General features: G+C 70.3%; 18 protein-coding genes. 8 read left to right on the top strand and 10 right to left on the bottom strand.

Annotated features, from left to right (window positions below):
• Nucleotides 1-87 precede the first annotated feature (87 nt).
• Nucleotides 88-273 (top strand): hypothetical protein, encoded by a 186-nt coding sequence (locus ABD848_RS12340; RefSeq protein ID WP_344971145.1) that lies wholly within the window; start codon nt 88-90, stop codon nt 271-273.
• 44 nt (nt 274-317) lie between these two features.
• Here ABD848_RS12340 and ABD848_RS12335 read toward each other — a convergent pair whose 3' ends face one another.
• Both ABD848_RS12335 and ABD848_RS12330 read right to left on the bottom strand, forming a co-directional pair.
• Nucleotides 318-1,007 carry an NPCBM/NEW2 domain-containing protein gene (locus ABD848_RS12335; protein ID WP_344971143.1) on the bottom strand — a complete coding sequence of 230 codons (690 nt, stop codon included), beginning with the start codon at nt 1,005-1,007 and terminating at the stop codon, nt 318-320.
• On the bottom strand, nt 938-2,473 hold the full coding sequence (locus tag ABD848_RS12330; protein ID WP_344971141.1) for a serine/threonine protein kinase: 1,536 nt from the start codon (nt 2,471-2,473) through the stop codon (nt 938-940). The genes ABD848_RS12335 and ABD848_RS12330 overlap by 70 nt, the downstream gene beginning before the upstream one ends.
• A 236-nt stretch (nt 2,474-2,709) precedes the next feature.
• On the opposite strand from ABD848_RS12330, the gene ABD848_RS12325 reads away from it, so the two are divergent.
• Together ABD848_RS12325 and ABD848_RS12320 are read left to right on the top strand one after the other, a co-directional pair.
• Nucleotides 2,710-4,368 (top strand): serine/threonine-protein kinase, encoded by a 1,659-nt coding sequence (locus ABD848_RS12325; RefSeq protein WP_344971139.1) that lies wholly within the window; start codon nt 2,710-2,712, stop codon nt 4,366-4,368.
• Between the two features lie 30 nt (nt 4,369-4,398).
• The gene (locus tag ABD848_RS12320) at nt 4,399-5,070 is read left to right on the top strand and encodes a uracil-DNA glycosylase (RefSeq protein WP_344971137.1); all 672 of its coding nucleotides are present in this window, start codon (nt 4,399-4,401) and stop codon (nt 5,068-5,070) included.
• 74 nt (nt 5,071-5,144) lie between these two features.
• Here ABD848_RS12320 and ABD848_RS12315 read toward each other — a convergent pair whose 3' ends face one another.
• The gene (locus ABD848_RS12315; RefSeq protein WP_344971135.1) at nt 5,145-5,546 is read right to left on the bottom strand and encodes a VOC family protein; all 402 of its coding nucleotides are present in this window, start codon (nt 5,544-5,546) and stop codon (nt 5,145-5,147) included.
• Between the two features lie 128 nt (nt 5,547-5,674).
• Here ABD848_RS12315 and ABD848_RS12310 point away from each other — a divergent pair, with 128 nt between their 5' ends.
• Together ABD848_RS12310 and ABD848_RS12305 are read left to right on the top strand one after the other, a co-directional pair.
• Nucleotides 5,675-8,980, top strand: coding sequence for an NACHT domain-containing protein (locus ABD848_RS12310; RefSeq protein WP_344971133.1), 3,306 nt, complete (start codon nt 5,675-5,677; stop codon nt 8,978-8,980).
• Between the two features lie 165 nt (nt 8,981-9,145).
• Nucleotides 9,146-12,109, top strand: a complete 2,964-nt coding sequence (locus ABD848_RS12305; RefSeq protein WP_344971130.1) for an ATP-binding protein — start codon at nt 9,146-9,148, stop codon at nt 12,107-12,109.
• A 23-nt stretch (nt 12,110-12,132) separates the two neighbouring features.
• Here the strand turns inward: ABD848_RS12305 and ABD848_RS12300 are convergent, their stop codons facing one another.
• Nucleotides 12,133-12,906: an SIR2 family NAD-dependent protein deacylase gene (locus ABD848_RS12300; protein ID WP_344971128.1), complete on the bottom strand. Its 774-nt coding sequence runs from the start codon at nt 12,904-12,906 to the stop codon at nt 12,133-12,135.
• 153 nt (nt 12,907-13,059) lie between these two features.
• Here ABD848_RS12300 and ABD848_RS12295 point away from each other — a divergent pair, with 153 nt between their 5' ends.
• Nucleotides 13,060-13,956 carry a sulfotransferase gene (locus ABD848_RS12295; RefSeq protein WP_344971126.1) on the top strand — a complete coding sequence of 299 codons (897 nt, stop codon included), beginning with the start codon at nt 13,060-13,062 and terminating at the stop codon, nt 13,954-13,956.
• 104 nt (nt 13,957-14,060) lie between these two features.
• On the opposite strand, the gene cynS is transcribed toward ABD848_RS12295, so the two are convergent.
• Nucleotides 14,061-14,525 carry a cyanase gene (gene cynS / locus ABD848_RS12290; protein ID WP_344971124.1) on the bottom strand — a complete coding sequence of 155 codons (465 nt, stop codon included), beginning with the start codon at nt 14,523-14,525 and terminating at the stop codon, nt 14,061-14,063.
• 134 nt (nt 14,526-14,659) lie between these two features.
• On the opposite strand from cynS, the gene ABD848_RS12285 reads away from it, so the two are divergent.
• Nucleotides 14,660-14,863: a hypothetical protein gene (locus ABD848_RS12285; protein WP_344971121.1), complete on the top strand. Its 204-nt coding sequence runs from the start codon at nt 14,660-14,662 to the stop codon at nt 14,861-14,863.
• 90 nt (nt 14,864-14,953) lie between these two features.
• Here the strand turns inward: ABD848_RS12285 and ABD848_RS12280 are convergent, their stop codons facing one another.
• Nucleotides 14,954-15,784, bottom strand: coding sequence for an aldo/keto reductase (locus tag ABD848_RS12280; protein WP_344971119.1), 831 nt, complete (start codon nt 15,782-15,784; stop codon nt 14,954-14,956).
• A 610-nt stretch (nt 15,785-16,394) separates the two neighbouring features.
• On the opposite strand from ABD848_RS12280, the gene pdxA reads away from it, so the two are divergent.
• The gene (pdxA, locus tag ABD848_RS12275; protein WP_344971117.1) at nt 16,395-17,417 is read left to right on the top strand and encodes a 4-hydroxythreonine-4-phosphate dehydrogenase PdxA; all 1,023 of its coding nucleotides are present in this window, start codon (nt 16,395-16,397) and stop codon (nt 17,415-17,417) included.
• A gap of 53 nt (nt 17,418-17,470) precedes the next feature.
• Here pdxA and ABD848_RS12270 read toward each other — a convergent pair whose 3' ends face one another.
• The 4 genes from ABD848_RS12270 to ABD848_RS12255 all read right to left on the bottom strand — a co-directional run bounded on the left by ABD848_RS12270 (nt 17,471) and on the right by ABD848_RS12255 (nt 21,965).
• Nucleotides 17,471-18,910, bottom strand: coding sequence for an FAD-binding protein (locus tag ABD848_RS12270; protein ID WP_344971115.1), 1,440 nt, complete (start codon nt 18,908-18,910; stop codon nt 17,471-17,473).
• Nucleotides 18,911-19,315: 405 nt separating this feature from the next.
• Nucleotides 19,316-20,068, bottom strand: a complete 753-nt coding sequence (locus ABD848_RS12265) for an SDR family NAD(P)-dependent oxidoreductase (protein WP_344971111.1) — start codon at nt 20,066-20,068, stop codon at nt 19,316-19,318.
• 443 nt (nt 20,069-20,511) lie between these two features.
• Entirely contained in the window at nt 20,512-21,285 is a 774-nt protein-coding gene (locus ABD848_RS12260) for a pyrimidine reductase family protein (RefSeq protein ID WP_344971108.1), read from the bottom strand.
• Entirely contained in the window at nt 21,270-21,965 is a 696-nt protein-coding gene (locus ABD848_RS12255; protein ID WP_344971106.1) for a class III extradiol ring-cleavage dioxygenase family protein, read from the bottom strand. Before ABD848_RS12255 ends, ABD848_RS12260 begins: the two co-directional genes overlap by 16 nt.
• Nucleotides 21,966-21,975: the final 10 nt, after the last annotated feature.

Genomic DNA, 21,975 nt, shown 5'->3' with positions numbered 1-21,975 from the left:
AGGACATGGTCGTCCAGATGGACATAGAGTGCGGTCAGAAGGGCGTCCAGGTTTTTGGTCACACATCGATCATGGGCGCCCTTCGCCATGTCCGCGACCGGCCACAAGATTCCCATCAACGATCTAGCACCCTCCCCCGGTACCCGGCCCGTGATCGAGGTGGTATTAGGACTGCGGGGCAACGGCGATGTGCACGAACTCGCCGAAACCCTCTCGGAGACCGCCGGCGTGCGGGGCGTGCAGGTGGGCGAGGACATCGAGGAGGGGGAGTGAGCGCGGCCGTAACCGGGCGGGGCCGGTGAACGGCCGCGGGCTGCTCAGCGGGTGACAAGCGGCTGAGCCCACACGGCGGTGGCGCACGGCTCCTCGTATTGGACCTGGAGTCGGACGCGCAGCGCATCGGAGACGTCGACGTCGAGGGCGACTTCTTCGCCCAGCGTGGTCGTCTCCGAGGCCATCTGCTCGCCGTCGACGTAGACGGTGAAGGTCACGCTGGCGCCGCTGTCGGAGGTGTCGGCGATACCCACGGTCGAGGTGAGGGTCTGCCACTCGCGGCTGAGGTTGAACTCCAGCCACTCCTCACCGTGGTAGCACTGCCGCGTGGACAGCACCCGGGAGTACTCGGTGGCGTTGACGGTGACCGGGTCGCTCTCCCAATCCGCTCCAGAGGTGTCGACCCACTCCATCGAGGTCAGACTCTGGCTCTCGGGTACTGCGGCGTCCTCAGCGGCCGAGGCCGCCTCGGAGGGGCTGGACGGTGCCGTCGAGGCCGAAGAGGTGGCCTCGTGGGTGCCGGGCTGCGGCTGCTGTTCGGTGAGGGACTCGGCGCCACCGGTGGTCTCGGGTTCGCCGGCGGCCTGCTGACGGGGCGAGGCGTCGGCGGCGCCGGGCGAGACCTCCGTGGTGGGGAAGGCCGCCAACGGGCCGCCGGGGCGCATCAGGTAGTAGGTTCCGGCGGCACCGACGACCAGGCACAGCAGCGCCAACACCGCGAGCCCGCCCCCCATCGCCCGGCGCGATCTCCTACGGGTGGGGCTGCCGCTGCCACCTCCAGGACCGCTCCAGATGGTCTGCGGCCCCGACGGCGCTGCGGCGGAACCGCCGAAGGCTCCCCCGGGGGAGGGCGCGGGCGGGTAGGCCGGTTGGCCACCGGCGGGATAGGGCCGCCCGGGTGCACCGTACTGCGGGCTGGCGGGAGAGGGCTGCTGCGGGGCAGGCCAGCCAGCGGCGGCCCTTGGGGTGGTGGTGCCTGCGGCGGCGGGGGGTGGGCCCCGCTGGGCTGGGCGCCGCTGGAGGCGCCCGACGGGGGCGGAGTGGACCGTCCCTGGGGCGGGATGGGCGGGGGAGCCGAGGGCCCCGGCGGACGGGGGTCGGCCCCGGGAGCGCCGACTCCGCCCGAGGATAGCTGGGGTGGAGGGCTGCCGGCAGGCAGGGTGGGCTCCTCACCGGCGGAAGTCTCCGGCGAGGAGCCGGGCGCTAGGGGGCCGCTGCTGGGACCGGCCGGCGCCGTCCACGGGGTCGATGGTTGGCCCGGCTGGGAGGCGGCGGGCTCGGGGCCGGCGGGTCCGGAGCCGGGCGTACTCCAGGGAACGGATGTGGTGACGGTACGCAACGTTGTGAGCCACTCCATCGCGCTGGGACGCTCGGTGGGGTCGGTGGCAAACATCGCGGCGATGCGCCGGGTGGCGCGGGTGTCGGCGGTCGCCAACAGCGGCAGCGCGATAAAAGCCTCGCGCAACTGTTCGGGGGTGGGCGGGGGTTCCTCACCCGCCAGGGCGAAGTAGACGATGGCGCCGAAGGCATAGCGGTCGGTGGCCGCTGAGTACTCGCCGTTGAAGACCTCGGGGGCGGCGTAGCCAGGGGTGAACCAGGGCCGCGCGGTCATGTGGCGGGTGGTGATCTTGCTCAGCCCGAAATCGACGAGCGTGGCCTGGCCCTCCTCGCTGATCATGATGTTGCCCGGCGACAGGTCGCCGTGGACCACGCCGCGGTTGGAGGGGGTGGCCTTGCCCGAATGCAGCCAGTCGAGCACTTCGGCGATCTGCTCTAGGTGGCGCAGCACCTCGCGCTGGCCCCGTGGCCCCTCGACAGCGTGCTCGGCCCGCCAGTCGCGCAGGTCCAAACCGGCCACGTAGTTCATCACCAGGTACAACACCCGGTCGGGGGTGTCGACCGCCGCGCCCGCCGGGTGCTCAGGGGCGCCCTCGAAATGCTCACGTACCCCGACCACACCGAGCCGGTTGATGAAGCGCAACAGTTCGGCCTGCTCGTTCCAGCGGCGGCTGAGCTCGCTGAACTCCTCGTCGGTGGGGGCGACTTCGGAGTTGAGCGCCTTGACGACCACCGGCTCGGTCTCGCCCGCCAGCGTCACCTCAGCCAGGTACAGCGTGGCCTCGCCACCTCGCCCCACCGATCTGACGAGACGGTACTTGTCGGGAGCGCCATCGGGACCGACGTAGAGCGCTGAACTCACCACTCAACTCATTCCGGTGGGGGGAGGGGGAATACCGCGATCGGGCCAGTGCCAGGGGCATTTCGCGCTGGCACCACAATAGCGGGTCGCTGCCGCTGGCGGCCGGAAACTGCGCTGGACAGTGCCCGCCCCGACAGCGCCCACCCCGAAGGTGGGCAGGCTCTCCTGAGCTGTGGCCACGACGCGGCGCACCCGAACCGGATAACCTGCCGCCGGAGGGGCTGCGGGGAGGCACGTTGACACAGCGCATACTGGGAGACCGCTACCGGCTGACGGCCGAAATCGGCTCGGGCGGCATGGGCGAGGTGTGGGAAGGCGTCGACGAGCGGCTGGGACGGCCGGTTGCGGTCAAGCTCATCCGGCCCGACCTGATCGACTCCGAAGAGACGGTCGCGCGATTCCACCGCGAAGCGCAGGTCACCGCCAAGCTCGCCGGGCACCCCAACATCGTGATCCTCTACGACTACGGCACCGAGACGCCCACCGAGACCGTCTATGCCGTCATGGAGTTGGTGCGAGGGCGCCCGCTGAGCGCCCTCGTGCGCTCAGGCGAGACGTTGCCCATCGAGACGGCCTGCCGCTGGTGCGCCCAGGTGTGTTCCGGGCTCGCGGCTGCCCACGCCGCCGGGGTCGTGCACCGCGACGTCAAGCCGGGCAACGTCATGGTGGTCGATCCCCCTTCCCCCGCCGGTGAGGAGAGCACGGCCAAGATCCTCGACTTCGGGATCTCGGGGTTCCTCGAAGCGGTGGTCCAGAGTCGGCGGCTGACCAAGACCGGCGAGGTGATCGGCACGCCGCAGTACATGGCACCGGAGCAGATCCAAGGCCACTCCGCCGGTGTCCCCGGCGACCTCTACTCGTTGGGCGCAGTGCTCTATCACGCCCTCACCGGCATTCCCCCCTCCCAGGCCGACCATCCGCTGGGGGTGATGCGGATGCACATGGCCACCCCGCCGCGACCGCCCGCGCGCCGGCGCCCCGATGTGCCGACTGAGCTCTCGGATCTGGTCATGGCCCTGCTCGCCAAATCGCCCGAGCAGCGTCCCTCCAGCGCCGGCGAGGTGCTGGAACGGCTGCGTGCCGGCACCCGCCCCCGTGCCACGGGCCCAGTACGGCCGGCCACCCACCACCTCGCGGCGCCGCCGGAGTCCACGCCACAGCGACGCCGCGAGCTCGCCCGACGTCTCGACGCGGCCGAGGCCCGCGCCCGGGACGGCTCCCCGGCCACGGCCGCTCAAGAGTTGGGAGAGCTCCTGGCTGAGCTGGTCGAAATCTACGGTGCTTCTCACCCCGAAACGTTGCGGGCCCGGCATCGGCGCGCCTACCTCACCGGCAAGGGTGGCTACCACGCCCACGCCGCGGAGCTGTTCGCCGAGCTTGCCGACGATATGGAGAGAGTGCACGGCCGTCGCCATGCCGACACGTTGAGCGCGCGCCACTACCAGGCCGCCAACGCGGGCCGGGCCGGCCGCCACGGGGAGGCCGCCCGCATCCACCGCGCGATCCTGCCGGAGTTGACCGCGCTCCACGGGGAGTACTCGCGGCGGGTGTTGCTCGCCCGTCTGCACCTGGCCTTCGACGTCGGTGAGAGCGGCGACCGGCGCGGCGCGATCACGATGCTGGGCGACCTGCTGGTCGACCTGGAACGGGAGTTGGGCGCCGAGGACCCCACCACGTTGACCGCGCGCCACTACCAGGCGGCCTATATCGGCTACCACGGCGACCCGCACGAGGCGGTGCGGCGCTACCGGGAGCTCCTGGCCGACCACGTGCGTATCCATGGCGCCGAGCACGCCGAGACCGAGCGCATCCGCACGCGGCTGGCGCGGTGGGAGCAACACCGCCAGAGCAGCCAGAGTGGCCCAGACCACACAACAGGCGCTTGTGGGGGATAATGTCGGGCGGCACGGATAGTGTGCTGAGCCATGTCACAACCGCTGAACGAGATCATGGAGCCGGGATGGGCAGCGGCGCTGGAGCCGGTGGCCGCCCACATTTCGGCGATGGGCGACTTCTTGCGTACCGAAGTCGCCGAGGGACGCACCTACCTTCCCGCGGGGGAGAACGTGCTGCGCGCGTTCCAACAGCCCTTCGAGGACGTGCGGGTGCTCCTGGTGGGTCAGGACCCGTACCCCACGCCGGGACACGCCGTGGGACTGAGTTTCTCCGTGGCCCCGGGCGTCAAGCTTCCGGGCAGCCTGCGCAACATCTACCAGGAGTACACCGACGATTTGGGGCTGCCCATGCCCTCCAGCGGTGATCTGTCGCCGTGGACCGAACGTGGCGTGCTGCTGCTCAACCGGGTGTTGACCGTACAGCCGGGCAAGCCGGGCTCACACCGGGGCAAAGGGTGGGAGAAGGTCACCGACCAGGCCATCAAAGCTCTGGCCGCGCGCGACAAGCCGCTCGTGGCGATCCTGTGGGGACGCGACGCGCGCAGTCTGCGCCCGCTGATGCCTGGTACGCCCACGGTGGAGTCCACCCATCCGAGCCCGATGTCGGCACACAACGGCTTCTTCGGCTCGCGGCCCTTCAGCCGGGCCAATGCGCTCCTCAAAGAGCAGGGGGCCGACTCCATCGACTGGCAACTGCCCTGACCGGCACTGCCCGTTCCCGCGCCGCTCACGGTTAACCCCCCGACCGGCGGCGCGGGAACGGCACTCGGCGGGGCTCACTCCCCTTGGTGTTCCCCTGCCAAGGACAATTCGTCGCCGTCACGCTCCAGACAGAATTCGTTACCCTCAGGGTCGGCGAGTGTCACCCAGCCGCCACCGTCCTCAGTACGAAAGTCCTTCAAGAACGTGGCGCCCAGACCCAGCAGCCGACGCAACTCCTCATCGCGGGAAGCGCCCTCAGGCGTGAGATCGAGATGGATTCGATTCTTGACCACTTTGTTCTCGGGAACACGCAGAAATAGCAGGCCCGGGTTTCCCTGCGGAGTGTCGATGAAGGCTTCGCTTCCTCCAGGGCTGCTTTCCGGGGAAACGGGCACGTCGATGACTTTGCTCCAGAATTCGGCTAACGCAAAGGGATCAGCACAGTCGATGATGATGTTGCGGATGGGTGACGGCATTGGGGGGCCTCCGGACAACAAGCGGGTGCAGCCTCCTGAGCACTGCCCCGACGCTGGCTGCAACAACCGTAACCCGACGTAGAGAATGACGATGCCCCAGCATCGCTTCCCCTGAGAGGCCCCCACTCATGGCGAAGACGCTCAGTTACTCCGACGCGCTCAAAATCCTGGGTGCTTACGACGGGCCGGTGGCGACCGCGGTTGACACCGTAACCGGCTCGGCCGCCGAGTTGGCCGGGCTGCCGGGGTTGGGCACGCTGGCCGAAGAGGTCACCGCCAAAGGCACCACGGCCGTTCGCGCGCTCGGTGAGCGCATCAACGGAGTGAGCCGGCTGGAGCGCACCGAACGTGTCCAGGCGGCCCACACCATCATCACGGTGGTGTCGTTCTTTCGAGCGCTGGCGGAGGTGGTCGCCGACTCCGGCTGCCCGGTCCAGCTCGACGAGTTGGGCATCACCGCCCAGGAACAGGCGGCGTTGGCGACGGGCCAGGTGGTGCCCGACGGCTATGGGCACCTGATCGAAACACTGCTGGCCAGCGGCGCACCCGCGCCGTCGGCGGCGCGTTCCTACGAGACCAACCGCGCCGACATCCGCGACTCCTACGAAGGGCTGTTCCGGCAGACCCGCAGGTTCCTCAAGGGGCTGGCGCGTGGCCGGGAGTTGGTGGCGCACCTGCCGGCGGGCGGATCGGAGGCGGTGGTGGAGCGCGCTATGGCCAACTACGACACCGCGTTTCGCGAACTAGTCACGCAGGCCCCGGAGTTCGCGACCTGGTTCGGCATCGTCGACGGGCAGGCCACCCGCCACACCGTGGTCAACGCCACGGCCGCCCTCGAACGGCGCGTGGCCGAGCTGTCGACCGGGTTGAGCGGGCTGGAGTCGCTGCTGGGGGAGATTTCAGTGGGGAGGAGGGCGCGGCACTGGCACGCCGACCTGGCCGCCCACCACCGCGCCGCGCTGGAACGGCCGCTGCTGGCCGGTTCTGACCTGTCGCGGGGATTCACCCTGCCCACGCTGGGCAAGGCCTACCTGAACCCGCGCGGGCGCATCGCCGAGATGGACGGCGAGCGCTCCTTTCCCTCCGCTGACTCCTGGTGGCAGCGGCTGCCGGTGCACGAGGAGCTCCAGCACACGATCGTGGGCCTGTTGACCTCAGTGGAGGCGACCCGCACCCCGCTGGTGGTGCTCGGGCACCCCGGGGCGGGCAAGTCCAAACTCACCGAGGTGCTCGCGGCCCGGCTGCCAGCCGAGGACTTCCTGGCGGTGCGGGTCGAGCTGCGCTCGGTGCCCGCCGACGCCCCAATCCAGCAGCAGATCGAGCAGGGGGTCTACAACGCGATCGGTGAACGGGTCACCTGGCCCGAGCTGGCGCGCTCGGCCGAAGGCGCGCTGCCGGTGGTCATGCTCGACGGCTTCGACGAACTGCTCCAGGCCACGGGGGTGAACCGTTCCGACTACCTGGAGCAGGTGAGCGAGTTCCAAGAGCGCCAGGCTGAGCTGGGCCGGCCGGTGGTGGTGCTGGTGACCAGCCGCACGGTCGTGGCCGACCGGGTGCGGTTCCCGGCCGGAACCGCCGTCGTCAAGCTGGAGCCGCTGAGCCAAAGCCAGATCCAGCAATTGTTGCGCATCTGGAACCACGCCAACAGCGCCGCGCTGGCCCGACGCCAGACGCTACCGATGCCCCTCGAACGGTTGTTGGGCTACCGGGAACTGGCTGAGCAGCCGCTGCTGCTGGTGATGCTGTTGCTGTTCGACGCCGAGGACAACGCGCTGCAACGCGTCGACGCCGAACTCAGCCGCGCCGAACTCTACGAGCGGCTGCTCAGCGAGTTCACGCGGCGCGAGGTCAGCAAACACGCCGCGCACCTGAGCGGGGCCGAGCTGACCGAGGCGGTGGAGGCCGAACTGCGGCGGCTGGAAGTCACGGCGATGGCGATGTTCGCCCGCCGCAGCCAGACCGTGACCGCCGACGAGCTCAACCGGGATCTGGCGGTCCTGTCCCCCGCGACGACCACGGGCACCGGGCAGGCGGGTCTACAGGGCGCGCTCAGCGACGCCGACCAGGTGCTGGGCCGGTTCTTCTTCGTGCACGAGTCTCGGGGGTTGCAGGAGGGCCCGCGCAGCGCCTACGAGTTCCTGCACGCCACCTTCGGAGAGTTCCTGGTGGCGCGCATGGTCACCGAGGCCCTGCGGGAGCTGGTCGCCGACTGGCGCCACGCGCGCGGCCGGCGCTACACCGAACCCCTCAACGACGGGCTGCTCTATGCGCTGACCTCGTTTACGACGCTGTCGGGCCGGTCGGCGGCGCTGGAGTTCACCGACGACCTGCTGGCCGCCTGGTTCAAGCGCTCCCCCGCCGACCGCGCCGACTGCCGGGCTCTGCTGCTCGACCTGTTCCACGAGGCGCTGTACCCCAACCCGCACCGCTCCTTTGCCGGCTACGAGCCGCGGCGCCTCCCCGTCACGGTGCGCCAAGGCGTGTACCTGGCCAACCTGGTGCTGTTGTTGACGCGCGTGGACTCCGAGCCCATCGACGTCGCCGAGCTGTTCCCAACCGCCGAGCGTTCCTGGCCGCAGTGGCGCGGGTTGGCGGGGTTGTGGCGCGCGCTCTCGGGCGAGGAGTGGCACGGCACCCTGGACGCCGTCCGGGTCCGCCACATCGGCTATGGCATCGGCCGCGGCGAGGCGGCCCGCACCGTCGTGACACGCGAGAGTGGTTCCCGGGTCAATGTGGGCGAGTGCGTGGGCTTCGAGTTGAGCGCCGAGGTGTCGTTGAAGCTCGACATCAACGACCCCTACGCCATCACCGTGCCCTATGACAGTGTCACCTCGAAGCTGCTGCGCTCCATGGCGATGCGCGCCAACGGCACCGGCAGCCGCATGGTGCTGATGCTGCTGCCCTACCTCTCCCACGTCAGCGACGACCTCTCGCGGTGGTTCGTCGACGTCATCCACGGCGTCGAGCCCGAGGAGGAGCTAGGTGGTGCCGTGGCCCGCAACGAGGACGTGGCGTGGGCCGAGGCCCACGACGTGCTGGAGCTGCGCCTGGGCGCGCCCGGCTCGGACAACCAGGGGCGGCTGCGCCGCTATGGCCGGCTGCTGGGCCACTCCAGAGCCCTGGGCCGGGTGGAACTGCTCACGCTACGCCAGGCGGGAGAGGACCTGGAGGCGGTGCCGTGGGAAGCCGGGGGGCACGAGCAGCTCCGCACGATCGTGGCCGATTTTCTGGACCGCGTTGACACGGTCGTTGCCGCGCCCCGGCTGGCTCCCACGTTCGTCATTCCGGTTCTGGATAGGCTGCGTCCTTATATCAGACGCTCCGAAACCTGGGACCGCGTGCGCGAACTTGTGACCGCAACCGAGACGGACTCAGCCGCCGAAACTCCCCCTCACACTGGCATTTCCGCGCGTCAAATGGGACAACACTCGTGAACCGGGGCAGGAAACCCCGGATAGCGGGCTGTGCCGGAATGACCGATAGGACATCGGGTCACGATGAACTCCCCCTGAAACCTGACGAAACCGGCTCGCAGCCACCAGGATGGTTGCTTGGCGCTCGTCCCGCCCGTCTGTTCCGGTGACTGCCCTGGTGGTGCCATGCGTGAGCCTGTCCGCTACTCCGACGCGATCCGTTTCCTCGGCTACGATGAGGCGACCGTCCTCGCCACGATCGACGGGCTCGCCCACGAGACGGGCACGGACCTGCTCCAGGCGCGCACCGACCTGGTGCGCTTCGCTCACCGCGCCCTGGGGCGGCTAGAGCGCGAGGCGCACCTCATCTCGCGCTGGGAACGCACCCGCCGTATCGCCGCGGCGCACAGCATGATTGTGGTAACGGCGTTTTTCGAATCGCTCGACGACACCGAACTCCCCTTTGAACTCGACGGCCCCGCAGCCGGCTCGGCCACCAGTGACGTCTCCAGCCCGACCCACCTGGGCGAGTTCGTGTCGCTGCTGGTGAACTCCGCTCCCCCGCTGCCGCGACCGCAACGCACGGCCAGCGACGCCCGCACCCGGGTGCGGCGCTTCTACGCCCGGCGCTGCCGACAACTGCCGCCGATCGTGCGCCGGATGCGGATCTGGGAGGAGATCGACGAGAACCGCCGCAGTGCCATCACCGACCGGCTCGGCTCGGCCCTGACCGAGCGCTGCCTACGCCGCTACGAGGAACTGCGCGACAAACTGGCCGCCGGATTCCCCGAATTCGCCGTCTGGGCCGGCCTGCGCAACGGCCGCACACGCGAGGCAGGGCTGGCCGAGACGACAGCGGTGGGGCTGACCCGCCTGCACCACCAGCTCCAGGCGATCAGCACCGGAACCGTCCCGCGCGCCCCCGAGGCGGCCCGCGCCCGCGCCCATCGCGAGCGCCTCGTGGCCCCGATCGCCCCGTTGACCGAGGAAACGGCCGCGCCGAACTTGCCCGCTCTGGGGGTGGCCTACCTCGACCCCGACTTCCGTGTCACCGAGGTCACCGCCTCGGCACGGCTGCACGACCCCCAGTGGTGGCACCACACCACCACCGCGCGCGACGACCTCCCCGAGTTCCTGCTGGGACACTTCACCGCTCCCCGCTCGCTCACCCTGCCGCTGCTGGTCGTGGGCCCCTCCGGGTGCGGGAAGTCGGCACTGACCCACGTGTTGGCCGCACGGTTGCCCGAGCAGGACTTCACGGTCGTGCGGGTCAACGGCCACGACCTGGCGGAGATGTCGGCCGCCGCCGGCGCCGAGCCCGAGGAGTGTCTAAGCCACGCGCTGGCCGAGGCCGACCGCGGCGGCGACGCGCTGCCGGTGCTGATCATCGACGGGCTGGAAGAGATGGCCACGCGCGCGAGGACGTCGCGCTCGCGCCTGCTCGCCGACATCGCGCGCTTCCAGCACGACCGCGCGCAGCGGGAGCGACCCGTGGCGGTCGTGCTGACCTGCCGCGAGGCCACAGCGGCGCAGGTACGGTTCCCGGCGGGCACGGTAGCGCTGCGGTTGGCCGAGTTCAGCGACACCCAGATCGCCACCTGGGTGGCCACTTGGAACCGCGTCAACGCGGGCTACTTCGCCCACCACGGCGTGAACCGCCTCGACTTGGCGGTGCTGGCACCGCACATGGACCTGGCCCGACGGCCGTTGCTGCTGTTCCTGCTCGCGCTCTACGACGGGGGCGGCAACGCGCTGCGCAAGCTGTCGGCGCCGTTGCGCGAGACGATGCTCTACGAGCGGTGGCTACGCCGGTTGGCCGATGCGGCCGACCGGAGCGCCACCCCCTCCGGCGCGCGCCCGACCGGCGGGGACGGCGATCCGGCCGTGCGGACCGGGCGCATCGAACGGACCCTGCTGGCAGCGTCGATGATGGCCTTCGCCATGTTCAACCGCGACCAGCGCAGCGTGCCCAGCGACGTGGTCACCGCCGACCGAGACCGGCTCGTGTCGTGGCCGGCCCGCTTCACCCCACCCGTGGACCCCACCCACCTGGGGTGTGTGACGCGCAGTGACGGTCAGGTGGCCTTCACCCACCCCGCGCTGGGCGAATACCTCATCGCGCGCCTGGTCGCCGACGAGCTGGCCGAACTCGCCGAAGCCCGCGTACGCGAGCTGCGGGCGATCCGCCCCTCTCCCCCCGACGACGGTTTCCTGCGCGCCCTGCTGTCGTTCACCCCACTGTCGGTCTCGGGCGAAGTGCCGCGCTTTTTGTCCCAGCGGCTGGGACTGCTGGCCCCAGGGGTGCGCGACGAACTGCGGTTGATGCTGGCCGACTTGCTGCGAGAGCGGCGACACCCCGGGGCGGGCGCCAGTCGACAGGCCGGCCACTACGCCGGCTACGAGCCGCTCCCGCTGCCCGAGGCCGCCCAAGACGCCGTCTACAGCGCCAACCTGATGCTGGCGCTGGTGGCGATACACGGCGGCCCGGTGCCGCTGCGGGAACTGTTCGGGGCTGACGGCGAGGACGCATGGCGCGCGATGACCCACCTGTGGAAGTCGCAACTGCCGCCAGAACAGTGGGCCAGTCTTGTGCACGCCCTGGATGTGCGCCGCGGCGACGCGACCGAGGGCGCAGCCGGCCAGGACCAGGACCTCACGGTGCGCCCCGGTGAGGAAGCCCCCTCGATGCCGGGGGCGCAAAGCGACCTGGGGCTGCTCGCGCGGGAAGCGGCCGTGCTGGCCGACGGGGGAACCCAGCGGCTGCTCCACGCGGTGGAGCCGCTGACCCAGACCTTCGGGGGCGACGTCACCGCGCGCCCCGACGGCGCTGCCTCCGACGCACACCTGTTGCTGACGTTGGCTTTCGCCGCCACCGAAGTCGACGATCCCACACTCGTCACCGCCTACGAGCGCGCCTTCGCCCTCGCCCACACCCTCGACTCCGACTCTCGGCTACGCCTGTCGGTGTTCCTGCTGCGCCAACTCCGCGGCCACGTGCACCGGCTGGGCGCACGCCTCGTGCCGCTGGTGGCCGAGCACGTCCGCCCGTTGGGGGTGGCGCGCCGGGCGCGCGCCTCGATACGGCGGCTGGCCGAAGAGCACAATGAGCACGTGCGCGCTATCCGGGACGTGCTCGCCGGGCGCTGGTGAGGCCGGCGGCGCCAGGCGGCGGCTCAAGCGACGGTGCTCAACATCCGTTCGGCCAAGGCGGGCACGACCTCACCGATCGGCTCTCGCAGCACCGCATCGGCCTGCTCGTCGTAGGGAGTGGGCTGCTCGTTGACGACGATCAGGGTGGCACCGCTGTCGAGGGCCAGATCGCATAGGCCGGCCACAGGCTGCACCGACAGCGACGTGCCGATCGCCACGAACGCGGCGCAGCTTTGGGCGGCGTCGACGGCGGCTTGGAGGACGTCGGGCTTGAGGCGCTGACCAAAGGAGATCGTGTCGGCCTTTTGGATGCCGCCGCAGGCCAGACACCGCGGGTCAGACTCCTCCTCCAGCCGTTGCAGCACCTCGGGCGTCGGTGTGCGCAGGTCACACGACAGGCACACTACCCAGTGCAGGGTGCCGTGCACCTCGATGACACTGTCGGGGTCGGTGCCGGCGGCCTGCTGGAGGCCGTCGATGTTTTGGGTCACGATCGCCCGTAGCCGCTCGGCGGCGGCGAGGTCGGCCAGTGCGCGGTGGGCGGCGTTGGGGTGAGCCGTCCACGCGGGGTGGTCACGGCGCATGTGCCACACGCGCCGGCGCACGTTGGCGTCGCCAAGGTAGGTGTCGATGTCGAACAGGGCCGCCGCGCCGGGGTTGTTGGTCCACAGGCCCTGCGGGCCGCGGAAGTCGGGAATCCCCGATTCGGTGGAGATACCGGCGCCGGTGAGAACGGTTATGGGTCCGGAGTCGGCCAGCCACGCCGCCACCTCGACGACATCGCGTGTGGAAGCCATCGCTTGCACCCTCATATCGGTTATCGCGCGCTGTGCAGTGCCTCTTCATTGTCGCAGCGAACTGTGGTTGATGCTCCTGTTATGTGATTTGCAGCCGTATCGGTACGGCGGTCGCTGCAAAGGCTGACAAAGGATGCCAAAATCGACGTACCCATGAAGCAGCCGCCCTACATCCTCGTGGTCAACGGGACGAAGGTCCGTCGTCCCGTATTTGTGCTGGGCGCACCCCATTCCGGGGTGGAGTTGATCGCCCGTGCGCTGGGACGCTCGCCAGGTTTCCACCTGACCTCGGGTCGCCCTAGCGTGGTGAACGCGGCACATGCGTTCGCGCGCCGCCCCTCCATCGCCGCGGACCACGAGTGGGGAACCGCGACCCTGCTCCGTGACGCCATGGCTGAAGCGTGGCAGCTCACTCCCCGCACTTGCCCCCATTGTCCCCGCCGCCCCGTGACAGCGCGCGAAGGCGTGGAACCGTGTCGCCACGCCGGGGAGATGGAGCGCTTCGGCGACGCCAGTCCCGACCTGCTCTACAGCGCGACGGCCCTGGCCGGCGCCTTCGAGGATGCGGCGTTTGTGCAGATCATCCGGGACGGTCGTGACGTGGTCGCCGCTATGCTCGATGACGAGGCGCTGTTGTCATGGCTGCGGCCCAGCGTGGCCAACCTGGAGGACGAACTGCCCCATCCGTTCTTCGGGATCGAGACCAAAGCCGAACGCGACGACTATGCGCGGATGTCCGATGTGGCCAAATGCGCATTGCGGTGGCGCGGCGCCGTCCGGCTCTCGGCGCGGCTACGTGGTGCGCTGGATGCGGAGCGGTTGATGACGCTGCGCTACGAGGAAGTGTTCGGCGCCGAGATCGATACGGCCGAGCAGCTCTCCTCGTTCACCGGCACGCGAGTCTCGGCTATGGAACTGATGCACACCGGCCCCACCGGGGTCGGCGCGTGGCGCAACCGGTTGGCGCCCCACCAGCGGGACGAGGTGCTGAACACCGCCCGTACCGAACTGGCGCGCCTTGGCTACATCGGTTCCAAGACACGCGCTTGAGCCCGCCGACGGCCAACTGCCCGAAGAGCCGACCGCTCCGGTTGCCCGAAGCCGGCCGGCGCCGACAGCGGCCTCCACGCCGCCGGCGTGGCCCGGTGAGCGCCTCAGAACTCGCGGTAGGGCAGGTACTTGCCGTTGAGCGTGATGACTACACGGTCGCCTTTGGGGTCCTCGACCCGTTCGACGTCCATCTCGAAATCGATGGCGCTCATGATGCCGTCCCCGAACTCTTCACGGATCAGGTCGGCCACCGCACGCCCGTAGACCTGGACGACCTCCTCCAAGCGGTAGACGACGGGCTCGCTGGTGTCGACGACGCCGGCTCCACGGACCGGCGGCAGTTGCAGGGCCTGAACCACGACGTCCTCGAGCCGCAGCAGCCGGCCAACCGTACTGGCCTGTTCGGCGCTGATGGTGTGTTGGCCCAGCAGAGCAGCCGCGGTCCACACTTTCGAGCGGCCCAGTTCCTGAGCGATCTGCTCCCAGGTGAGACCTTTGATTCGTTTGGCTTGCAGGACGGCCTCGGCGGCCTCGGCACGGCCGATGGGATCGACTCGGGTGAAGGACACGCGCACCTCCAGTGATGCGAGACGGCATGGGCCGGATACGTGTCCAAATCTAGGCGGCCCCCCGTAGGGACGCCAGAGGCGCGAGGTAGGCCAAGAGTCACGTGGTACGGCTGGGACGGCTACGATACATTCCCATGGGAGCACTGGGACTGGCTGAATTCGTCGTGCTCGCGATCGTCATAGCGATCCCGTTGAGCATCGTGATCGGCGCAATCGTCTACGTGGTCCGGCTGGCTCGCTGGGGGCCGCGGGCGACGCTGGGCGACGCCCGGCGCACGGGGCCGCCGCTGCGCACGTCGGGCCGCCCCCGTGGGGAAGACGGGGAAGACACAGCCTGACGGGAGCCCCCTCACCTTTACACCGTAGATCTCTTTTGGGTCGTCAGGGCCCGGTTGGGGCCAGTGGCCCCAACCGGACACCGGCTCCCCTTAGGTGGCGTTGAGCGTGGCGGGGTCGGGGCCGAACCGCCGGCCGGTGTCGAGGGCGCTGATGGTCTCGACGTCGCTGGCGGAGAGTTCGAAGCCGAAGACGTCGAAGTTGGCGCGGATGCGCTCAGGTGTGGCCGACTTGGGGATCGCGATGGTGCCGATTTGCAGGTGCCAGCGCAGGATCACCTGAGCGGGCGTAACACCGTAGGACTCGGCGAGCTTGACCAGGGTGGGGTCGTGCAGCAGGTGGCCCTGCCCCAGGGGGCTCCACGCCTCGGTGGCGATACCGTGCTCGGCGTGGAAGGCGCGTATCCGCTCCTGGGCAAGGGTGGGGTGCAGCTCGATCTGGTTGACGGCGGGTACGACGCTGCCCTCATCCATCAGCCGCTTCAGGTGGGGCTCTTGGAAGTTGGAGACGCCGATGGCCCGCACGCGACCGTCGGCGTAGAGGCGCTCGAAGGCCTTCCAGGTGTCGACGTAGGTGTCGCGGGCCGGCATCGGCCAGTGGATGAGGTACAGGTCGAGGTAGTCCAAGCCCAACCGCTGCATAGTGGCGTCAAAGGCCCGCAGAGTGGTGTCGTAGCCCTGTTCGCTGTTCCACAACTTGGAGGTGACGAACAGCTCCTCGCGGGGAACGGGCGCTCCTCGGATAGCCTCACCGACCCCCTCTTCGTTGCCGTATATGGCCGCGGTGTCGATGCTGCGGTATCCCGTCTCGATGGCGATCCGCACCGCGTCGGTGACCTCGGCGTCGCTGATTTGCCACACGCCAAAGCCCAACTGCGGGATGCGCACACCGTTGTTCAGGGTGACCTCGGGCACCGAAGGCATAGCTGCTCTCCCCGTCGGTAGTTTGAAAGCTCGTTGACCTCGTCCCCCGGCGCAAGCCGGGGATTCCACACTCGGTGGACCAGTACTTCCTCGCGGTTTCCCGCTGGTTCCTGCGTCGCAGACCGCCTACCGGCAGGGTCTCCCGCCTCTCCTGCGCGGGCTCGACCAGGATCGCGCAGCGAGAGCCCGGCTGACACGGCAGGCCCGGCCGCGTATCGCTCGCTATCACGACACGCCAAACGTATCGCGCATCCCTACGATCGGGAAAACGACTCCCTCACCCTCCGAAGCTGGGGGGTTACGCCACTCGAAAACCACGCAGCGGCCGACACGGCAGGCGACACCGGCCGCCGTCGTCCTTTGGTCCTCCCTCTCCCCGGTTGGCCCCCTAGCCCCGTGCGGGGGCTGGGGGTGGGGTGGGACTGGGGAGAATGCGCGGGAGTTCCCGCCGCTCGCGAACACCGCCCCCGCCCCGCTCGACAAAAAACACAGCGGCACCCCGGCGGGAGGCCCACAGCAGTGCGAGGATGAGAACCCGGCGTGGAGCCGATTTCCGCGCCGCGGCGGGCCGCCGCCGTGGAGCACACCCGTCAGTGGAGGGGATTCGGTCGTGACTGAGCGTCTGTGCCTGGCTATCACCGTCGGCGACCCCGCCGGCATCGGCCCCGAGATCACGGTGCGCACCCTGGCCGAGGTAGGCACCACAGCGCCCGCACGCGGCGTGGTCGTGGCCGATCCAGCCGTGCTGCGCCGCGCCGCCCGCGTCTGCGGGCTCGACGTGACGATCCGGGCGGTGGGCTCCTGGCACCTGCCGCCTGAGCAGGAGGGCGTGATCGACTGCCTCGACATCGCCGAACTGGGCGATGCGACACCGCAATGGGGAACGGTCGACAAGCGCGCCGGCGCCGCGGCGGTGCGCGCCATCGAGGTGGCCACAGCGGCGGCCATGGCCGGCGACGTCGCCGGCATCGTCACTGGCCCCATCAACAAGGAAGCCATCTGGGCGGCCGGCAGCACACACCTGGGCCACACCGAAATGCTGGGGGAACTGACCGGGGTCACCCGGCAAAACACCATGTTCGTGGTGCGCGGCAAGAAGATCTTCTTCGCGACCCGGCACGTGTCGCTGCGGGCGGCGCTGGACCAGGTGAGTGTGGAACAGCAGGTGAGCTGCGCCGAGGAAGCGCTGACGGCACTGCGGGTGTTCGGCCATGACCAGCCGCGGCTGGCGGTGGCCGCGATCAACCCCCACGGCGGCGAGAACGGGGCGTTCGGGGACGAGGAGATCACCCACCTGGAGCCGGCCGTGGCCCGGCTGCGCGCCGCCGGGGCCGACGTGACGGGGCCGGTACCGGCCGACTCGGTGTTCCACCGGCTGTTGCAGGGCCACTATGACGGGGTGCTGTCGCAGTACCACGACCAGGGCCACATCGCGGCCAAGACCTTCGACTTCGACGGCACGATCTCGGTGACGGTGGGATTGCCGATCCTGCGCACCTCGGTCGACCACGGCACCGCCTTCGACATCGCGGGCCAAGGGGTGGCCGACCCCGCCACGATGCGCTCGGCGTTCCTGCACGGCGCCGAGTTCGCCCGCTTCGCCGACCGCATCCGCGCCACCTACGGCGGCTAAAGCGAACCGGTGCCGCGGCGGCACCGACCGCGGTTGGGGCGCGGTGAAAGCGGTCACTGGGGATCGGGGGTGGGCGGGGCCGCAGGCCCGGGGAAGACCCGCTGGCCGGGACAGAGCACGCCGGCGGGGTCGAAGCGGTGCCGGGCGCCGGCCAGCCTGTCCCACTGGCCGGCGAAGTGGCGCTGCCAGTCCTGGGGGGTCATCGCCAACGCGTTGGCGGGGTAGACACAGCCGCCCGCGGCGACGGCGCGCTCGTAGAGGTCACGGTTGGCCTCGATCATGCGGGCGGTGTCGGTGACCGCGTAGGGATCGCCGGTGCGCAGCAGCGCGAAGAGGAACACGAGCTCCCCCTCGGGGACGCGCACCAGCGGCGCGCGCAGCCGATCGGCCCGCACGGGGTAGAGCATGAGCAGCCCCGTGGCGCCGATATCGCGCGCAAGGTCGGTGTGCTCCAGCACGTGGGACACGAGCGGGCCGGTGGCCTGCTCAGGCAGGAATACGTTCAGCCACGGGTGGGGGTGGAACCACGAGCCCTCCGTACGCAGGAACTCCTCGGCAGGCGCCATGCGGTGGGCGAACTCCGGATAGGTGGAGTCGACCACCTCGGCGCTGGGGCGGTCGTCGCCCAGGTCGCCCAGGAGCGCCGCCTCGTCGGGCTCACCGGGGTGGGGGGCGGCCCCGTAGTAGGCGGCGACCTCAAGCATGTAGCGCCAACGGGCCTGGGTCTCGGGGGCGGCGGGCACGATCTGGCCTTCGACATAGTCGAAGCGCCCCTCGGCGACCACGGCGCGCTGCTCGCGCAGGTAGCGGTCGAAGTCGTCGTAGTAGAGCTGCCAGCGCCGGGTACGCGGCGGGGCCTCGACCAGGGTGATAGTGGCGCGCACGACGATGCCGCACTGGCCCAGCCCGCCGCGCACGGCGTCGAAGAGGTCGCGGTTGTGGGTGGGTGAACAGGTGTGGAGCTCACCGGTCCCCGTGACGACGTCGAGCTCACGAACCGTGTCGACCTGGGTGCCGTAGTGGTGGGTGGCACCGCCGATGCCGCCGACCGCGAGCGTGCCGCCCACGGTGACGTGCATGTAGTCGGTGAGGGTGGGCGGGGTGAGCCCCGCCTGCACGGTGGCGGCCAGCACATCGCTCCAGCGGGCGCCCGCCTCGACGACCACCCCGTCGCGGTCGACGCGGTGCACGGCCGCCATGCTGGTCATGTCGAGCACCAGGCCATCGCTTTGGCCCTGGCCGAACGGGGAGTGGCCGGCCCCGCGGGCGGCCAGCGAGACGCCGTGCTCAGCGGCGAAGCCCACCACGGCGACCACGTCGGCTACCGAGGCGGGGCGCACCACCACGCGCGGGCGCTGCTGCACGATGCTTCCCCAGTCGCGGGCGGCCCAGGCCAGTGTGGCGTCGTCGGTGCTGACCTCGCCCTCGACAAGGGCGGCGAGGGCTGCGGGGTCGGGCGAAGTGGTGGCTGTGTCTTGGGATTCGAGGGCCATGTGCGTCTGTGGGCGCGACGCCTCAGCGCGAGGGCCGAGGGGAAAACGCCGTCCTTTCTACGTTGCGGTGGAGGACTGATGCGTGCTGCGGCGGAGCGGTGCGCACCCCGCGACCGGTGGCCACGTCGTGCCCTGACCTGCCGGTCTCGGGCCGTTGGCGATCACGGGAGGCGGGACCGGGCTGCTCGTGGCCGCTGGGGACGACCGCGCGCCGGTGGGCGTCGCACGCTGTGGGTGCCGCTCTAGCACGGATCGTAGTGAGTGTTCCCCTCGTAACGCCGCGATTCGTGACAATCGAGCCAGATCTACCTAATGTGGGTGCGCCGTCGCCCGCAAGGCGGCGCTGGGCCGTGAGCTTACGCTCGGGGCTGGTCTGACGGTGGCTGTTCGAGCGCGCTCTCGCGGCTAATCACGCAGCGCATCGGAGATGGGCTTGACGCCGCCGTGGGCCGTGAGGCCACCGTCGACGGGGATCTCGGCGCCGGTGATGTAGGAGGCTTCCTCACAGAGCAGGAACACCACGACGGCGGCGATCTCCTCGGGAGCGCCGGTGCGGCCGAGCGGCGTGGCGGCGAGGTTGGCCGCGCGGAAGGCTGGAGCGGCCGAGGCGGTCATGGGAGTCTCCACGAAGCCGGGGTGCACGGTGTTGACGCGGATGCCGCGCGGCCCCAACTCGGTGCAGGCGGCCTTGGCCACGCCCCGCAGCGCCCACTTGCTGGCGGTGTAGGCGACCGGGTAGTGCCCGGTGAGTGCGGCCGAGGAACCGACGTTGACGATGGAACCGCCCCTCGGCAGCAGCGGAGCGAGGCGCTGGATACCGAGCAGGGGGCCGAGCGTGTTGACGGCCTGTACCCGGAGGAAGTCGGCGGCGGCGACCTGCCCCACTCGGGCACGCCAGGTGATCCCGGCGTTGTTGACCAGGCCGTCGACTCGGCCGTGAGCGTCGCGCAGCCAGGCGGCCAGCGCGCTCCAGCCCTCCTCGTCGGTGACGTCGAGGCTACGGGCGACGACGGTGCCCTCGGTGGGCTCAGACCTTGGGGGACGGACGTCGGTGGCGATCACCTGTGCCCCTTCACGGGCCAGCGCGGCGGTCTGGGCCGCGCCCTGGCCCTGCGCGGCGCCGGTGACCACGATGACGCGGTCGCGTAGCCGTTGCATCCGTGGCTCCTCGTCGATGTGCGTGCCAAGCGTACGTGGAGGGTGACGCGAACGCGGGCCCGACTCGCGGCGGGACCGGCCGAGCCGGAGCCATGGTGGCAAGCCCACAGCGCCGACCTGTCGTCGCGATGTGACCACCCTGCCCGCCGGCGGCGCGGCCACGGAAATCGATATCTGTGATGATAATTATCCGTTTTAATAATAGTGACCGAATATCAGAAAATAATCCGGCAATACTGCGCCGAGTGCCGCTGTGGATCGGTCGATTCGCCGGCCGGGCTCTCACAGGCAGAACCGTTCACCGGTCGCGTTCTCCACCGCCTCCCCAACGCATCCCACGAGAATCGTCGCTGACGCCGGTGCCGCGTTGGGCGTCGAGGCGCTGCGCGAGGCACTTGAGGAGCGCGCCGCAGGCCGGTAGAGCCGACGTGCGCCGCAGGCACTCAGGCCGTCGTGGAGCGGACCCAGCGGTTGAGCAGCGTGCCCTGCGACTCGATCAGTAACCGCAGCGTGAAGGACTGCGCGACGTCGGCCCCCACCGCGATGCGGGGTTGGTCGCCGGCCACGAGCAGCGGAGTGACGGTCAGGCACAGCTCGTCAAGGAGACCGGCGTCGATCGCGTCGCGCAGCAGGTGCGGTCCCCCTTCGCACAAAACGCGCGCCAAGCCGCGCCGGTGCAGCTCGCGCACTGCCACGGACAGCTCCACGGTGGACTCGCCGGCGACGATGACCTGCTCGGAACCCAGCGTGTGACGTGCCGCCTCGATAGCGGGAGCGCCGGCGTGGGAGCAGGTCACCATGAGCACCGGCCCGGCGGCGGGATCATCGGCGGCCAGTAGGGGCGGGAGATGGGCCGTGCGGGTCACCACCGCCAGCGCCGGGTGGGGTGGGCGCCCGGCGCGTACCGTGGTGCGGTGAGCCTGACGGACACGCGGGCGCCGGTAGGCCTCGGCGCGGGCGGTGCCGGCGCCGACGACGATGACGTCGGCCAGGGCGCGCAGCAGCGTGAAGACTTCACGGTCGGCGGTGGTGTTGATCGAGCCCGATTTGCCGTCGTGGCCGGCAGCCGCACCGTCGAGAGTGGCGACCATGTTCGCGCGCACCCAGGGGCGGCCGTTGCGCGCCGGGTAGGCGTACAGCCGCGCGAGCGCCTCACCGTCGTCGGCGGTGCCCAAGGCGGTCACGGTGGGGTCGATGTCGTTCAGGAGAAGGCGCATACCCAGACCACGACGAAATACATGACTCCCAGCGGATCGTCCGCGTAGTGCGTCTCGGCGTGCACCGAGGCGCCACTGGCGGTTACGGCCGAGCCCAGCACCGCGAAAGCGGCCCGCCCGGCAACCAGTAGTTCCGTGGCCAGGTGCGGCTCTACTCGCGACAGGAAGGCGGCGTCGCCCGTGGCCAATGCGGCGCCGATGCGTTTGTCGAGCTCGATGGCGCGTTCATCGACGTAGCCGGGGGCCCGGCTCCCGCGACGGGCGCTGCCGTCGCCCATGACGAGCAGCCCGATCCGTTCGGGACGCGCCGCCAACTGCTGCGCTAACCGCTCGATCTGTGCCGATGCGGCCTCCCACTCTACGGCGATGAGTTCGACGGCAGGCGCGGCCCCGGTCTCGTCGAGGAGACGCCGGCCCACGCCAAGGCTCAACGGCAGTGCCGGCTCGCCCAAGCGGTCCGGCTGGGCTCCGCCGAACTCGCGCACAGGTATGCGACCGCCGTGGTGGACTCCGGAGGTAGCGGCCCCTCCCACGACCACGATCACCTCGGGCCGCAGCTTTAGGAGTGCGGTCAGCGCCGACGTGCAGGCGCGGCGCAGTGGGGCCGCGGTGTCGTGCTGGCCGGCCAGTTCCCGCAGGAGTACGGGTGGGTGGGGACAGACGGCGGCGCCGATGATCACACGCTCCCCC

Origin of the sequence: Salinactinospora qingdaonensis (assembly GCF_039539445.1) — a bacterium.
Classification (GTDB): domain Bacteria; phylum Actinomycetota; class Actinomycetes; order Streptosporangiales; family Streptosporangiaceae; genus Salinactinospora; species Salinactinospora qingdaonensis.
The sequence above is the reverse complement of the archived record's forward strand: the minus strand, read 5'-3'. Positions and strand labels throughout refer to the sequence as shown.

Bases quoted from the DNA above. Each gene is read 5' to 3' on its own strand.
- ABD848_RS12340 (WP_344971145.1), top strand. From the start codon at position 88: ATGTCCGCGACCGGCCACAAGATTCCCATCAACGATCTAGCACCCTCC.
- ABD848_RS12335 (WP_344971143.1), bottom strand. From the start codon at position 1,007: ATGGGGGGCGGGCTCGCGGTGTTGGCGCTGCTGTGCCTGGTCGTCGGT.
- ABD848_RS12320 (WP_344971137.1), top strand. From the start codon at position 4,399: ATGTCACAACCGCTGAACGAGATCATGGAGCCGGGATGGGCAGCGGCG.
- ABD848_RS12315 (WP_344971135.1), bottom strand. From the start codon at position 5,546: ATGCCGTCACCCATCCGCAACATCATCATCGACTGTGCTGATCCCTTT.
- ABD848_RS12310 (WP_344971133.1), top strand. From the start codon at position 5,675: ATGGCGAAGACGCTCAGTTACTCCGACGCGCTCAAAATCCTGGGTGCT.
- ABD848_RS12305 (WP_344971130.1), top strand. From the start codon at position 9,146: ATGCGTGAGCCTGTCCGCTACTCCGACGCGATCCGTTTCCTCGGCTAC.
- ABD848_RS12300 (WP_344971128.1), bottom strand. From the start codon at position 12,906: ATGGCTTCCACACGCGATGTCGTCGAGGTGGCGGCGTGGCTGGCCGAC.
- ABD848_RS12295 (WP_344971126.1), top strand. From the start codon at position 13,060: ATGAAGCAGCCGCCCTACATCCTCGTGGTCAACGGGACGAAGGTCCGT.
- ABD848_RS12285 (WP_344971121.1), top strand. From the start codon at position 14,660: ATGGGAGCACTGGGACTGGCTGAATTCGTCGTGCTCGCGATCGTCATA.
- ABD848_RS12280 (WP_344971119.1), bottom strand. From the start codon at position 15,784: ATGCCTTCGGTGCCCGAGGTCACCCTGAACAACGGTGTGCGCATCCCG.
- ABD848_RS12270 (WP_344971115.1), bottom strand. From the start codon at position 18,910: ATGGCCCTCGAATCCCAAGACACAGCCACCACTTCGCCCGACCCCGCA.
- ABD848_RS12265 (WP_344971111.1), bottom strand. From the start codon at position 20,068: ATGCAACGGCTACGCGACCGCGTCATCGTGGTCACCGGCGCCGCGCAG.
- ABD848_RS12260 (WP_344971108.1), bottom strand. From the start codon at position 21,285: ATGCGCCTTCTCCTGAACGACATCGACCCCACCGTGACCGCCTTGGGC.